Origin of the sequence: Streptomyces sp. NBC_01235 (genome assembly GCF_035989285.1) — a bacterium.
Taxonomy (GTDB): Bacteria; Actinomycetota; Actinomycetes; order Streptomycetales; family Streptomycetaceae; genus Streptomyces.
On sequence record NZ_CP108513.1, the window covers coordinates 8,966,174 to 8,981,354 of the forward strand.

9 protein-coding genes are annotated in these 15,181 nt (G+C 69.9%); 3 read left to right on the forward strand and 6 right to left on the reverse strand.

Annotated features, from left to right (window positions below; all coding sequences use genetic code 11):
• Positions 1-141: 141 nt before the first annotated feature.
• Positions 142-1,074, forward strand: a complete 933-nt coding sequence (locus OG289_RS40365; RefSeq protein ID WP_327318957.1) for an ABC transporter ATP-binding protein — start codon at positions 142-144, stop codon at positions 1,072-1,074.
• On the forward strand, positions 1,071-1,919 hold the full coding sequence (locus tag OG289_RS40370) for an ABC transporter permease (protein ID WP_327318958.1): 849 nt from the start codon (positions 1,071-1,073) through the stop codon (positions 1,917-1,919). The genes OG289_RS40365 and OG289_RS40370 overlap by 4 nt, the downstream gene beginning before the upstream one ends.
• A 247-nt stretch (positions 1,920-2,166) precedes the next feature.
• On the opposite strand, the gene OG289_RS40375 is transcribed toward OG289_RS40370, so the two are convergent.
• From OG289_RS40375 to OG289_RS40400, 6 genes are all read right to left on the reverse strand, one after another.
• A complete protein-coding gene (locus tag OG289_RS40375; RefSeq protein WP_327318959.1) occupies positions 2,167-3,255 on the reverse strand; it encodes a methyltransferase in 1,089 nt (362 codons plus the stop codon).
• Positions 3,252-4,445, reverse strand: coding sequence for a cytochrome P450 (locus OG289_RS40380; RefSeq protein WP_327318960.1), 1,194 nt, complete (start codon positions 4,443-4,445; stop codon positions 3,252-3,254). Before OG289_RS40380 ends, OG289_RS40375 begins: the two co-directional genes overlap by 4 nt.
• A gap of 34 nt (positions 4,446-4,479) precedes the next feature.
• On the reverse strand, positions 4,480-5,574 hold the full coding sequence (locus OG289_RS40385; RefSeq protein ID WP_327318961.1) for a cytochrome P450: 1,095 nt from the start codon (positions 5,572-5,574) through the stop codon (positions 4,480-4,482).
• 253 nt (positions 5,575-5,827) lie between these two features.
• Positions 5,828-6,547 carry a thioesterase II family protein gene (locus OG289_RS40390; RefSeq protein WP_327320952.1) on the reverse strand — a complete coding sequence of 240 codons (720 nt, stop codon included), beginning with the start codon at positions 6,545-6,547 and terminating at the stop codon, positions 5,828-5,830.
• Between the two features lie 66 nt (positions 6,548-6,613).
• Positions 6,614-6,844: a phosphopantetheine-binding protein gene (locus tag OG289_RS40395; RefSeq protein ID WP_327318962.1), complete on the reverse strand. Its 231-nt coding sequence runs from the start codon at positions 6,842-6,844 to the stop codon at positions 6,614-6,616.
• Between the two features lie 34 nt (positions 6,845-6,878).
• On the reverse strand, positions 6,879-8,465 hold the full coding sequence (locus OG289_RS40400) for an amino acid adenylation domain-containing protein (protein WP_327318963.1): 1,587 nt from the start codon (positions 8,463-8,465) through the stop codon (positions 6,879-6,881).
• Positions 8,466-9,048: 583 nt separating this feature from the next.
• Between OG289_RS40400 and OG289_RS40405 the strand changes: the two genes are divergently transcribed.
• Positions 9,049-15,150 carry a non-ribosomal peptide synthetase gene (locus tag OG289_RS40405; RefSeq protein WP_327318964.1) on the forward strand — a complete coding sequence of 2,034 codons (6,102 nt, stop codon included), beginning with the start codon at positions 9,049-9,051 and terminating at the stop codon, positions 15,148-15,150.
• Positions 15,151-15,181 lie beyond the last annotated feature (31 nt).

Consider the following 15,181-nt stretch of genomic DNA (forward strand, 5'->3'; position numbering starts at 1 on the left):
GGCTGCCCACGGGCGGGGCAACCACACGGCCCACCGGCGCCCGACCGCGGCCCGGAAACCGTACATCCCCCGGCGGTTTCCGGGCCGCACCTCCAGCCGTACGGCCGGCCGAGGGCCGGGTCCGAAGACGAGGGAACATCTATGACTACGCGCGACGAGGTCGTCCTCGATGTCGAGGGCCTGCGCATGCGCTACGGCTCGACGCAGGTCCTGCAGGACGTCAACCTGCGGGTGCACCACGGCGAAGTGGTGTGCCTGCTCGGGCCGAACGGGGCGGGAAAGACCACGACCCTGGAGATCCTGGAGGGGTTCCGCATGCGGTCGGCCGGCCGCATCGAGGTGCTCGGCACCGATCCGGCCCACGCCGACGAGCGCTGGCGGGCACGGGTGGGCGTCGTCCTGCAATCCTGGCGCGACCACGGCCGCTGGCGGGTGCGCGAACTCCTCGGTCACCTCGGCCGGTACTACGCCCCCTACTCCACCGACCGCGTACGACGGCCCTGGGACCCCGACGAACTCGTCGCGGCCGTCGGACTGACCGCCCACGCCGACAAGAAGGTGCGGATGCTCTCCGGCGGACAGCGCCGCCGCCTGGACGTGGCGGTCGGACTCGTGGGCCGCCCGGAACTGCTCTTCCTCGACGAGCCCACCGCGGGCCTCGACCCCGTCGCCCGACGCGAGTTCCACGACCTGGTGGAGAGCCTCGCGGTCCAGCAGGACACCACGATCGTGCTCACCACCCACGATCTGTACGAGGCCGAGAAGCTCTCCGACAGGATCATGATTTTGGACGGCGGCCGCATCATCGCGGACGGTACCGCGGACGAACTGGCCCACCGCATCGCCGGCGAAGACGAGGTCCGCTGGACCCACGACGGCCGCCACCACCGGCACTCGACCTCCGAATCGACCAAGTTCGTCCACGAGTTGTTCCAGCGCCACGGCGAGGAGATAGCGGACCTGGAGGTCCGCCGCGCCTCGCTGGAGGACACCTATCTCTCCCTGGTACGGCAGGCGGAGTCCGGGCAGGACAAGGCCGCGCCGGTGAACGAGTCGCGTGAGGTGCGCCGATGAACCCGACCACGACAGCGCTGCGCGCGGGCTGGTCCCGCGGACTGATCGAGCTGCGGCAGTCGCTGACCAACGCGGGCGACCTCCTCAATCACTTCCTGTGGCCCGTGCTGATGCTGATCGTCACCTACTTCGTGCGGGACGTGTCCTTCGGGGACACCGGGTTCGAGCTGGGCACGCTCGTCCTGCCGAGCATCCTCGGCATGAACTCCGCGATGGCGATGGTCACGATGAGCCAATTGCTCACCGCAGAGCGGGAGGACGGCACCCTGCTGCGGGCCAAGGCGACGCCGAACGGCATGGTCGGCTATTTCACCGGCAAGATCGTCTTCGTGTCGTTCGGCCTGATCGTCGACCTCGCCATCTTCCTGATCCCCGGTCTGCTCATCGTCCCCGGACTCTCCGTGGGCAGCGCGGACGCCTGGCTGACCCTGGTCTGGGTGCTGGCGCTGGGGCTGGTCGCGACTCTGCCGATCGGCGCCGTACTCGGATCCGTCTTCACCAGCACCCGCAGCCAGGGGATCATCATGCTGCCGATGATGGCGATGATCGCCACGTCCGGCATCTTCTACCCCGTCACGTCGATGCCTGACTGGGCGCAGTGGTTCGCCCAGGTCTTCCCCGTCTACTGGCTCGGGCTCGGCATGCGGTCCGCCCTGCTGCCGGACAGCGCGGTCACCGTCGAGATCGGCGACTCCTGGCGCCATCTGGAGACCATCGGTGTCCTCGGCGCCTGGGCCGTCCTCGGCCTGGTACTCGCCCCGATCGTGCTGCGCCGCATGGCCCGCCGAGAGTCGGGCTCCACGGTCGCCGAGCGCCGCGAGAAGGCCCTGCAGCGCGTCGGCTGAGCGCGCGCGAAGGTGACTCCCGCACCCCCCAACCCCACTCAGGCCTGTCCCGGCACCGGGACAGGCCTGAGTGGGGTTGGGGGGTGCGCGTCAGTGATCCGGCCGACGATGGCGGCCCCACGCATCAGGAATGCCCGGCCTGTTCCGGCCGGACAGCTCGTTCGTGCCGGTGACGGCCTGGGCCTGAGCCGGGCGGTCGCTCACCTCGGTCGTCGAGCCGGCAGCCGGTGAGAGCGCCCCGGCGCTCTCACCGGCTCCCGGGATTCTCGCTCGGCGTTCCCTCCAGGACGTGATAGTCCGGCATCCCCTCGCCGACCGGAACGGCGACCGTGGCGGTGAGGGTGAAGCCGCTCGCGGCGAGCAGCTGCGCGTACTCGTCGCGGGTGCGCTCGCGACCGCCCGCGAACACGAGGTTGTTGAGGTCGGTGAGACCGTACGCGCTCGACTCGGCCGGGGTGAGCACCGCAGGCATCAGCGTCTCCACCAGAAGCAGCCGGGCGGCCGGCGCCATCGCGGCACGGCACCTGCGCAGCAGGGCGGACGCATCCTCGTCGTCCAGGTCACGCACGATGTTGTTGAGCAGATAGGCGTCCGCGCCCAAGGGCACGGATTCGCCGAGAACGCCCGCGACCGTCTCGCAACGCTCGGCGACCCCCGCCGCCTTCAGCGTGGCCACCGTCGTGTCGAGCGCCTCCGGAAGGTCCTGCAGCACGGCCCGAGCCCCGGGCACGGCGGTCAGCAGCGCTGCGATCAGGGTGCCGTCGTCCCCGCCGAGGTCGGCGATCGTGCCGAACACGGAGAAGTCGTACACCGCGGCGGCGTGGGCGGCGAACTCACCGACGCCCGCGGCCTTTCCGGCCCGCAGCGCCGCTGCGGGGCCGGGGCGCCGCAGCAGCGATTCGTGCGCGGTCAGCCCGTCGACGGGGTCACGGAAGACCGAGCCGGTGCGCACGACCTGCGGCAGCGCTCCCCAGGCCCGCCACAGCTCGGGTGCCACGGACAGCCTGATCTCGTCGGCCACCGACCCCTCGGTGCTCGATGCCAACAACCGACCGGAGTCGGTGAGTTCGAAGCGCTCCATGTCGAGCTGGGTCACCACACCAAGGCCCGCGAGCGCGCGCAGCAGCCTGCGCAGCGCGGCGGGATCGGTGCCCGTGCGTCCGGCCAGCTCGCCGTAGGCGTGTGGGCCGTCGGCCAGTTCCTCGGCCACGCCCAGGTCCACGGCCGCGTACAGGATCTGCGTCGGCACGAAGCCGAGGATCATCTGCCGGAGCTCGTTCGCCGGGTCGGTCGCCGCCACGGCGGTCGTCTCCTCCTCGCTCGGTCCGCCGGTCATGAGGTACGCAGGGGGAGGGAGTTGATGCCGATCATGTCCGGCGTGGGGAAGAACGTCGGCGGGTTGTCGGGGTCCGTTCGCAGCACCGGGAAGCGGTCCATCAGGGCGTTCAGTGCCACTCGGGCCTCGAGCCGGGCCAGGCCGGCACCGAGGCAGAAGTGGATGCCACGGCCGAACCCGAAGTGCGGATTGGGATCGCGTGCCGGGTCGTAGACATCCGGCTCGGGGAACCGGGAGGGGTCGCGGTTGGCGGCGGCCAGCCACATCATGACGATCTGGTCCTTCGGGATACGCGTCCCCGCGATGTCGACGTCGGTGGTGGTGCCCCGGGCGAGGGCGGCCGAGGGAGAGAGCGTGCGCAGGGCCTCCTCGATCGCGCCCGGTACCAGGGCCCGGTTCGCGCGCACCCGGGCGAACTGCTCGGGGTTGGCGTCCAGGCACAGCACCGTGTTGCCGAGCGTCATCGTGGTGGTGATGTGTCCGGTGACCAGCAGAATGTTGGCCACGTTGACGATCTCGGTGTCCGTCAGCCGTTCGCCGTCGACCTCGGCCTGGGCCAGGTGGCTGAGCAGGTCCTCGCGTGGCCGGGCCCGGCGCTCGGCGAGGTGCCCGGCCATGTAGTCCCGCAGGGGTCGCAGGCGCTCGGTGGCGTCCTGGACGCTCTGCACACCCTGCTCGCTGTCGTCGAGGAACGAGAAGCCGCTGAAGCTCTCGATCACATCGTCGGCCCACTTGCGGAACAACTCGCGATCGTCCGCGGGAACACCGAGCAGCTCGGCGATGACGATGACCGGCAGCGGATAGGCGAGGGCGGAGGCGAGCTCGATCTCGGATTCGCCCTCGAGCTGGTCGAGCAGCCCGTGGGTGATGTCGACGACCTGCGACTCCATCGCCGCGACCAGCCGCGGCGTGAAGGCGCCGCTGACGAGGCTGCGAAACTTGCGATGCAGAGGCGGATCCATCTGGGACATGTCCCCCTCGATGAGGGATTGGTCGACGCCGACGGGCATCAGCCGCGTCAGGTCGGAGGAGAACGTTGTGTGGTCACCGAGAATCTCGAGGCACTCGGCGTGACCGTAGACGTTCCACACGCCTTGCGCCTCGTCGAACTGGACGGGGGAGTCGGGACGTTCTCCACGCAACCAGGGGTGTTCCGGATGGATGTCCCACTGGTGGACGACCGTTGTCATGGTGTTTCTCCTTGGTGCCGTGACAGGGGCGGGTTCAACCGGCGAGGACCGGTAGGGTCTCGACGCCATCGACGTCGATCACCTGCAGGAACGTGGGCGGGGCGGCCGGGTCGGGGCGCAGGTCGGGGAACCGGTCCAGGAGGACCTCCACGGCGGCCTTGGCCTCCATCCGGGCCAGCTGCCGGCCGATGCAGAAGTGGACGCCGCGGCCCAGTCCGAGGTGTGCGTTGGGCGTGCGGTCGGCGACGAAGGTGTTCGGGTCGTGGAACTGGCGCTCGTCGCGGTTGGCGGAGCCGGTCCACACGATGAGCAACTGGTCCTTGGGGATCGTTGTGCCGCCTATTTCCACGTCGGTGTTGGTGGCCCGCCCCACTCCGCAGATGGGACTCAGGAAGCGAAGGGATTCCTCGATCGCGGAAGGCAGGAGGGACCTGTCCGCTCGGACCTTGGCGCCCTCTTCCGGAAAGGCATCCAGACACAGCATGGTGTTGCCGATCAGCATGGCGGTGGTGAGGTGCCCATTGACCATCATCCGGTTGCAGATGTTGGATATCTGGCTGTCCGTCAGGCGCTCGCCGTCGATTTCGGCATCGAGGAGCTCGCTGACGAGGTCGCCGCGCGGCTTCTTTCTGCGCTCGACCGCCATGTCCTTCCAGTAGTCACGCATCTCCCAGAGCAGTTCGAGTTCCTTCTCCAGCTGCTCCTTTCCCTCCAACTGCTCCTCCGGGGACTTCAGTTCCTCACCTCCTTGGAGCATCTTGTCCATCCACCCGCGCAGCACGACGCGGTCGCTCGGCGGGACGCCCATCAGATCCGCGATCACGATGAGCGGCAGCGGTGCGGCGAAGTCCTTCATGAGATCGAAGGACGGCTTGCCGTCCAGTTGGTCCAGGAGCTCGTGGATGATGCCGTGCACCTGTGACTCGAGGCGTCCCAGCAGGGCGGGCTTGAAGGCGTGGTCGACCAGGCCGCGCAGCTTGCGGTGCTTCGGCGGGTCGGTGTGGCCGAAGTCGCCGTCGACGAGGGCCTCGTCCACCTGGATGGGCTCCAGCCGCATCATGTCGCTGGAGAAGACCTTCGTGTTACTGAGGGCCTCGGCGCACTCGGGGTAGCCGTAGATGTTCCACATCTTCAGCTCTTCGTTATAGGAAACGAGATTCTCGGGGATTTCCCCGCGAAGCCAGAAATGCTCCGGATGCAAATCCCAATGGTCGACAGGTGAAGCCACAGGGCGGGTCCTTCCGTGAGGTATGGATACGTCCGGGCTCGCATTCGCCGGGAAGGTCCGGCGGGCTCGCCCAGTCTCAATCGGGCCTTCCCGCTACGCTCTTGGGCCGGAAGGCAGTCGGTATCGTCTTGTCGACGGGACGGGGAAAGATGAGTCAGTGACCACGGGCGGACTCTGCCGCGATCACGTTCAGTACCTCCTGGCCGAGATCGACCAGGTACATGTGACCACCTGGGAACTCCACGAAGCTGAATTCACTGGTGGTCGCGTCCCGCCAACCTTGAGCCTCTTCCGCGGTGACCAACGTGTCGGAGCTGCCCCGAATCGAGCAGATCGGCACCGACACCGGTTCATCGGTGCTCGGGATATAGTTCTCGTGCATCTCGCAGTCGGCCCGCAGCATGGGGAGAATCAGTTCACGCAGATCTGGGTGGTCGAGTGCCTCGTGCCGGAATCCCGCGAACTCCTCGACCCGGAGGAGGAATTCCTCCTCCGGAAGTCCTGTCGCCCGCCTCTCCCGCTGGGTCCACGGCCCCGGCGAGCCACTGACGACCAGCCGCTCGACGTGCACATCGCGCGTGCTCAGCAGATGCGCCAGCTCGTACGCGAGCACCGCGCCCAGGCTGTGCCCGAACAGCACGGTCCGCGCCCCTTCGCCGAGGTCCGCGACAATGTCGTCGATCGAGTTCTTGGCCGCTTCGACGACGTTCCGGTACGGCGTCTCAAGGATCCGCCGCTCCCTGCCGGGCAGTTCGACCGGGACCACGCGCCACCGGTCGCCGGCCAGTTCCCTCCACGGATGGAAGAACGAAGGGCCCGCCCCTGCGAACGGCACGCACAGCAGCGCGGTCTCGCCCCGGTCTTCCACAGACATACCGGCTTCCCTCACCCCGACCAACCCCAATCATCAATTCGATAGTTCGTTGAAGCACGCCTGGAACTACTGGCTCACCGTGCCCAGGGATTCGATGTACGCAGAAATCGACGCCACCGTCGGATTGAGGAACATCTGATCGATCGGGACCTCGACGCCCAGCTCGTCGATGAAGGCACCCTGAATCCTGGCCATGATCACGGACTGGCCGCCCAGAGCGAAGAAGTCGTCGTCGGCCAAGATGTCATCGCGCTGGAGTTCTCGGCACCAGATGGTGCGCACGCTGTCGGCAATCATCACAGTCCTCTCGGTTGTCATCAAGGTCCGCCGACTATGCCGTCGCGCCGCTGCCGGTGTATACATTCCGGCACGCGTCGACCAGCGCAGCGCGGTCCACTTTTCCGTGCGGGCTCAACGGAATCTGCGGGATGTTGATGAATTTGGTCGGAACCATGTTCCGCGGCAGCGTCCCGAGGAGGCGGGTGCGCACGTCGTTCTCGGTGAGATCGTCCCTCTCCGGGACGATGAACGCGATCAGCTCGGCCTCACCGGAATCGTCGTACGTGATCACCACGGCGGCCTCCCGGACCCCGGCCAGCCTGCCGAGCGCGCGTTCCACGTCGGCGGGATCGATCCGCATGCCCCGCACCTTCACCTGCGCGTCCATCCTGCCCACCACGACGAGGTCCCCGCCCGGCGTCACATAGCCGCGGTCGCCCGTGCGGTACAACCTGCGCGACTCACCGTCGACCACGACCGTGGTGAACCGCTCGGATTCGGGACCGGTGCCGTTGAGGTAGCCCGCGCCGACGCTGGTCCCGGAGATGCAGATCTCGCCGGACTCCCCGGCCCCGACTCCACGCATCCGCTCGTCGAGGATGTGGAGGTCGGTGTTGTGGGCGGGCTTGCCGACCGGTGGGTTGTCGTGTTCGCCCCTCCAGTACTCGGCGAGGTCGTACGACGACGCCACATCCGTGCACTCGGCGACGCCGTACTGGTGCAGGAGGGTGCACGTATTGGCCTCGCGCCGCGCCCAGTCCGCGATCCGCTGGACCTTCAGCGGTTCCCCGCCGAAGAGCACGTAGTCGAGCCGGGCGAGCGTGTCACCTCCACGTGCGGTCTCCCAGTCCACCAGCAGGTACAGCGTGCTGGAGGCGCAGTGCACCGTGCGTACATCGTGCTCGGCCAGCATGCGGAAGGCCATCGCGGCGTCGAAGTTCCGGCTCGCCATCAGGTTCTGGGTGGCTCCGCAGAACAACGGCATCATCAGGCTGCGCTGGGAGAGATCGAACCCGAACGCGCTGACGACCAGGTTGTTCGACCCGCGGTGCAGGCCGTACTCGAGCTTCAGCCAGTTCAACAGGTTGAACCAGCCCTCGTGCCGCACCGCGGTCACCTTCGGCGTGCCGGTCGACCCGGACGTGAAGACCGCGTAGCACACGTCGTCCCCGGTGACCAGGACGTCGGGGTCGGTCGCCGGCAGACCCGCAAGGTCGTCGGAGGACTGCTCCAGGTCGATGACCTCGACGGCCGCCGACTCGACCAGCCCGGCCGTCGCAGGGGAGGCCACGATCAGGGCGAGATCGGGCATCTGGCCCAGCAGCAACTGGAGTCTCGCCGCGGGGTAGGACGGGTCGAGCGGTACGTAGGCCGCGCCTGCCTTCAATGTGCCCAGGATGGCGACGAGCAGGTCGATCGAGTAGTCGAGGCAGACGCCGAGTCTCGCACCCCGGCCGTGCCCACGCGCGGCGAGGAAGTGCGCGAACCGGTTGGCCTTCGCGTTGAGTTCTGCGTACGTCACCCGTTGCCCGGCGCAGAAGACGGCAACGGCGTCGGGAGTGGCTTCCGCGTGGGCCTCGAACTGCTTGTGGACGACGGGCGCCGAGGGCAGGGCGACCCGCTTTCCCTGAAGGATCATCAACTGACTCCGATATGAGAGGTGTCCGGTGAGGCGTAACCAATCAAGGACCGCTCCGACAGGTTCTGCGGGAAGGCCATCACCGTCTTCCGCATGGGAATTGTCTGGGCCGGGCGAATCCATGACCGTCACGGAGTGATACGGAAAGGGAAATCGGGGGCTCGGCGCCGCTCGCCGTTCGGTGTTGTCCTGTCGACAGGACACTCGGCATCCGCAGCCGGCCCGGAATGCTGTCGCCACCGTAGGATCCCGACCGCCGGCGCCACAAGGGCGGTGTCCACCTCGCCACAGGGGCCTGCGCGTGGTCCTGTCGACGGGACAGAACTCCCCTTCGGCGCACCGGAATCGGTCCGGGACCGTATTCGCTTGACCATGCAGCACCCAGACGCCAGGATATTGATCGTCCGCAGATTCGGATATTCGTTCCGAATTACCGATCGGAGATAATCGGTCGGCTGTAATGGACCTCAAGAGCGATGGATTATTCCGTTCTCGGATCGATGCCGTGGAATGCATCGCCGGATGATTCGCTTTTCCCTCCCGATCCGCCTGTTCGCGTGGAGTGATGGACGTGCCTCACCCGATGGAGCAAGACCGGTCGCCGATGGCGGCCGACGGTGCTGTCCCGCATCCGGCCGACGTCACGATCACCGCGTTGTTCGAACGGCAGTCGAGGGCGACCCCCGAGGCGATCGCCGTAGTGTGCGACGACCAGACGCTGACCTACGGTCAACTCGCCGAGTGGTCCGACCGCTTCGCGGCCGGTCTCATCGATCGAGGAGTCGGCCCCGAGGCCGCCGTGGCAGTCGCGCTGCCGCGCTCGGCCGAGCTCGTCGCGGTACTGCTCGGCGTGCTCAAGGCCGGCGCCGCCTACCTTCCGATGGACCCGGACTACCCGGCCGAACGCATGGAGTTCATGCTCCGCGACGTACGGCCGACGCTGCGGATCGGTACCGATCGCGCGCCCGGCGAGCCCTATGGCCCCTGCCCTGTCGTGACACCCGCCGAGATCACGGTCGGCGGCGGCATGCCGGGCACCCACCGGGCCCCCCGTCCCGAGCAACTCGCCTACGTCATCTACACGTCCGGTTCGACCGGGACCCCCAAGGGCATCGGCATCACCCACCGGGACGTCGTGGACCTCGCGTCGGACAGCCGGTTCGCAGGCGGGGCCCACACGTGCGTGCTGCTGCACTCGCCGCTCGCCTTCGACGCCTCGGTCTACGAGTTGTGGGTCCCGCTGCTGACCGGTGGCCGGGTCGTGGTCGACACCTCGGAGGACCTCACCCCCGGTGTCCTCGCCGACCTCGTCTCCCGCAACGGCGTGACGGCGGTCTGGCTGACGAGCGCGCTGTTCAACGTCCTGGTCGAGGACGACCCCCACTGCCTGGCCGGGCTGCGGGAGGTCTGGGCCGGCGGCGACCGGGTGCTGGCACCCGTCGTCCGGCGGGCCATGCAGGCGTGCCCGGACACCCGGTTCGTCAACGGCTACGGGCCGACCGAGACCACGGTGTTCGCAACCAGCCACCGGGTGGAGCGCGCACAGGATCTCGGTGCGGAGGTACCGATCGGACGTGCCCTGGACACCATGCGGGCCCATGTCCTCGACGAGCGGCTGTGCCCCGTACGCCCGGGCACACCCGGCGAGCTGTACGTCGCCGGCGGCGGACTGGCCCGCGGCTACCTGAACCGGTCGGCACAGACGGCCGCGCGGTTCGTCGCCTGCCCGTTCGGAACCCCCGGGGAACGGATGTACCGCACCGGTGACCTGGTGACCGCCACCGAGGACGGCGAGCTGACCTACCAGGGCCGGGCCGATCACCAGGTGAAGGTGCGCGGCTTCCGCATCGAACCCGGCGAAGTCGAGGCCGCGCTGCTCTCGCACCCCGAGGTGGCGCACGCCGCGGTGGTCGCTCGCCAGGACGACGGCCCCGGCGGCAAACAGCTGGTCGGGTATGTCGTACCGGCGGCCGGCGACCGTGCGACGAGCGAGCGGCACAGCGCCGAGGGCGTGCCGACCTCCGACGTACTCGCCCGGGAACTGCGGACCTTCCTCGGCACACGGCTGCCCGAGTACATGGTGCCCGCCGCCTTCGTCCTGCTCGACGGATTGCCGCTGACCCCCAACGGCAAACTGGACCGGGCGGCGCTCCCCGCGCCGGAGTTCGTCTCGACCGCATACCGCTCGCCCGCCACGGACGGCGAGCGGATCCTCGCGGCGGTGTTCTCCGAGGTGCTGGGACGGGAACGGGTCGGCGTCGACGACGACTTCTTCTCCCTCGGCGGCGACAGCATCCAGTCGATCCAGGTGGTGTCCCGCAGCAGGGCGCGCGGCCTGTCCGTCAGCTCGCAGGAGATCTTCCGACGCCGGACCGTCGCGGCCATCGCCGCGGCCGCCGCCGAGGCTCCGACGGACGAACCGCCCGTCCTCGCCGAACCCGAAGGCGGCGGCGTGGGACGGATGCCCCTGATGCCGGTCGCCCACTGGCTCCGTGAGCGTGGGCCGGGCTTCGACCGGCTGCTGCAGGCGGTGGTACTGGAACTCCCGCCGGGTATCGACCGCACCGGCCTGTCGGCCGTCCTCACGGCGGTCGTCGACCGTCACGACCTGCTGCGTGCCCGGCTGCTGCCCGACGGACTGCTCGTCGGGGAGCCCGGCTCCGTGGACGTCGACCCTCTCGTCCGGCGAGTCGCCCACGAAGGGCCATGGACCGGAGAGTCCTGGCACAGGCTGCTGACCGGCGAACTCGACGCCGCCGCAGGGAGACTGGACCCGTCCACGGGTGTGGTCGCGCAGTGCGTGTGGTTCGATCCGCCGTCCGGCTCCGGACGACTGCTGCTCGCCCTGCACCATCTCGTGGTCGACGGCGTCTCCTGGCGGATCCTGATGCCCGATCTCGCGGCCGCGTGGCACCAGGTCCGCGACGGGCGCACCCCCGAACTGCCGCCCGTCGGGACCTCCGTACGGTGCTGGGCCCACGCCCTGGCCGACGAGGCGTCGAGCGACGCCCGGCGCGCCGAGCTCGAGACGTGGCGGTCGATCGTCGACGGCCCCGACCCGGTCCTGGGGACCCGGCGCCTCGACCCGGTCGCCGACGTGCGGAGCACGGTCGAGAAGGTCCGCGTCCAGCTGCCGCAATCGGTCACCCAGGCGCTGCTGACCGCCGTACCGGACGCCTACCGGGGCGGAGTCAACGACGGCCTGCTGGCCGCTCTCGCCGTGGCCGTCGCCCGCTGGCGCCGCGACAGGGGCGTCACCGAACCCTCGACACTGCTCCGCCTGGAGGGCCACGGCCGGGAGGAGGAGGCCATCTTGGGGGCCGACCTGTCCCGCACCGTCGGCTGGTTCACCAGCGTCTTCCCGGTGCGGCTCGACACCGCGGGCATCGACCTCGACGAGGCGTTCGCGGCCGGCCCAGCCGCGGGAGCCCTGCTCAAGGCGGTGAAGGAACAGCTCCTGGCCGTACCGGACCGGGGCCTGGGCTACGGCCTGCTGCGCCACCTCGACCCCCGAGGCGCCGAGGCACTGGGTACCTCGTCCCTCGGGCAGATAGGGTTCAACTATCTGGGCCGCTTCTCCGCCACCGACATGCCGCAACATCTGCGCGGTCTCGGCTGGACGCTGACGTCCGACATCGCGGAGTGCACGGAACTCGCCGAACTCGACGCAGGCCATGACCCGGCCATGCCGGCCCTGTGCGAGCTGGACATCAACGCCATGGTCACCGACACCCCGGAAGGCCCCAGGATCGGCGCGGTGTTCGCCGCCCCCAAGGGCGTGCTGTCCGCCGGGGAGGTGCGCGAGCTGGCCGACCTGTGGTGCACCGCGCTCACCGCCCTGGCCCGGCATGCCACCTCGCCGGACGCCGGCGGCCTGACCCCGTCCGACGTGCCGCTGGTCACCGTCGGACAGCCGGAGATCGAGGCGTGGGAGGGCCGCTACCAGGGGCTCACCGACATCTGGCCGCTGACCGCCTTGCAGTCCGGACTGCTGCACCACTCATCGTTGGCCGACAACGACGCCGACACCTACCAGGTCCAGCTGGTGTTCGACTTCGAGGGCCCGGTGGACGCGGTGCGGATGCGTGCCGCGGGCCAGGCCCTGCTGAGGCGGCACGCCGCCCTGCGCACAGCGTTTGTACCGAACGCCGCGGGTGACCTGGTGCAGCTCGTCGTGGACGGCGTTGAACTGCCCTGGCGGGAGCGCACGGTGGCCGCCGACTCGTTCGAGCGTTTCCTCACCGAGGACCGCACCGAGCCGTTCGACCCGGCGACGCCGCCGCTGCTGCGCCTGACCTTGGTCCGCGTCGACGACGCGCACACCCGGCTCGTCCTCACCGCCCACCACGTCCTGTTCGACGGCTGGTCCGAACCTCTCCTGCTGCACGACCTGATCCGGCTCTATGCCGGCGCCCCCGCGTCGCTGCTCGCCGCACGCTCCTTCAAGGACTTCCTCGCCTGGCTGGACCGACAGGACCACGACCGCTCGGTGCGCGCACACACCGAGGCACTGGCGGGCCTCGCCGGACCGACCCTTGTCGCGCCCGCCGGAACCGGCACGTCCGCGACCGGCTTCGGTGTCCGCGACATCGCGCTGACCACCGACGAGGCACAGGCCCTCGTCCGGCGCGCGGCCGAACTGGGCAGCACTCCCAGCAACCTGGTCCAGGCCGCGTGGGCGGCGGTGCTCGCGGAGATCACCGGCAGCACCGACGTGGTGTTCGGCACCACGGTCTCCGGACGTCCGCCGGCCCTGCCCGGCGTGGACTCCGTCGTCGGACTGTGCATCAATACGCTTCCGGTACGGGTGCGTTGCCGTCCGAGGAGCACGCCGACGCAACTCGTCGCCGATCTCCAGGCGACCCACGCAGACCTGCTGGAGCACCACCACACCGGCCTGATCGACATCCACGCCGCCACCGGGTTCGACACCCTCTTCGACACCCTGGTCGTCTACCAGTCGTATCCCTTCGACAACACCGCCATCGCCGAGGCGAGCGCGGCTGCCGGACTCCCCGCGCCCGGGTTCCGGTCCCTCGCCGGATCGCACTACCCGCTCGTCGTGATGGCAGAGCAGGACCCCCTTCCGCGGCTGCGTCTGCAATACAAGAACGGCCTCCTCGACCGGGACACCGTGGAGCGGATCGCCGACCTCCTGCTGCGCATGCTGCGAGCGTTCGTGGCCGACCCCGGCACCGCCGTGGGCACGGTCGCCGCCGGCCGGCCCCAGGCACGGACCACCGGCGGCGCCGGCACCCCACTGCCCGGCCCGCTCCTCGCCGCCCGCGTCGCACAGAACGCCGCCGCCGCGCTCGTCGTCGATGACGTGCCGACGACGCTCGGCGAGATCGCGTCGGACGCCGAGCGGCTCGCCCGTACCTGCCGGCAGAACGGGCTGGGTCCGGGATCGGTCGTGGCGGTCAGCTGCGCCCACCCGGTGGATCAGCTGACGGGTCTGCTGGCTGTGCTCGGCATCGGCGGCTGCTTCGTCGAGCTCGATCCGAAGGACCCCCTCGCCTGGTCGGAGGCGGTGGCTCGGGAGGCCCGCCCGGACGCGGCCGTCGTGGACGAGTCGGCGCCGGGACGGCCATGGGGTGACCTGCCCCGCATCCTCGTCGGGTCCGGCGGCCCTCACACGGTCGACGGCCCCGCGGACGCGCCGGGTGACCTCCGGCCCGACCAGCCGGCCTGCCTCGACTTCGTACCGTCCGCCACGGCGACCCCGTACGGTCTGCTCCTCACCCAGGCCGGACTGGCCGCCGGCGCGGCACGGTTCGCCGGCACCGGGGACGAGCCGCTGATGGCGGGGCCCGATACGCGCGCCACCGAACTGCTGCTCGCGCTCTGCGGCGGCCGCCGAGTCGAGATCCGCAAGGGATCGCCCCCGCTGTCCGCGGTTCCCACCGCCGGGAACGAGGCCCGTCTGCTCAGCCCGTCCCTGGCGGCGGTCGCACCCGGAGGCGCGGGCGAGCTGTACGTGGCCGGGGAGTTCGCGCACGGCATTCCCGGGCGGCCCGGGGCCACCGCGCAGCGGTTCGTCGCAGACCCGCACGGCGCTCCCGGCAGCCGTCTGTACCGCACCGGAGTCCGGCTCCGGCACACCGCCGGGCCGGTTCCCGCGGACTTCGGCGGGCACGACGCGCGGACCGAACCGGAGGCGGTGCGGACGGTGCTCCTGGCTCACCCGCACGTGGCACAGGCTGCGGTCGTCACGGCCGCGCAGGGCCTCGTCGCGTATGTGGTCGCCGCCGAGCCGCAGACCGTCGCCGCCGACGCGCTGCGGGCCCATGTCGCCCAGCGTCTGCCGGCCCGCATGGTCCCCGCCGCGCTGGTTGCCCTGGACGCCCTGCCGACAACCGCCGACGGACGGCTCGACCTCCGGCGGCTGCCCGACCCGCCGGGCACCAGCCGCCGTGCGGCACGCACCGGCCACGAGGAAGCGCTGTGCCGGCTGTTCGCGGACGTCCTCGGACGGCAGGAGGTGGGCATCGACGACGACTTCTTCGCGCTCGGCGGCAACTCCCTGCTCGCCACCCGTCTGATCAGCCGCATCCGCGATGACCTCGGCACGGAGATCGCCATCGGGGCCATGTTCCGGCACCGGACCATCGCCGAGCTCGTCGCCCGCTGGGACGAGAACACCACCAGGAGCGGCCCTCGGCTGCGCAGACGGAGCAAGGAGTGACCCCGTATGGCCCGTACGTCCCGACCCGATC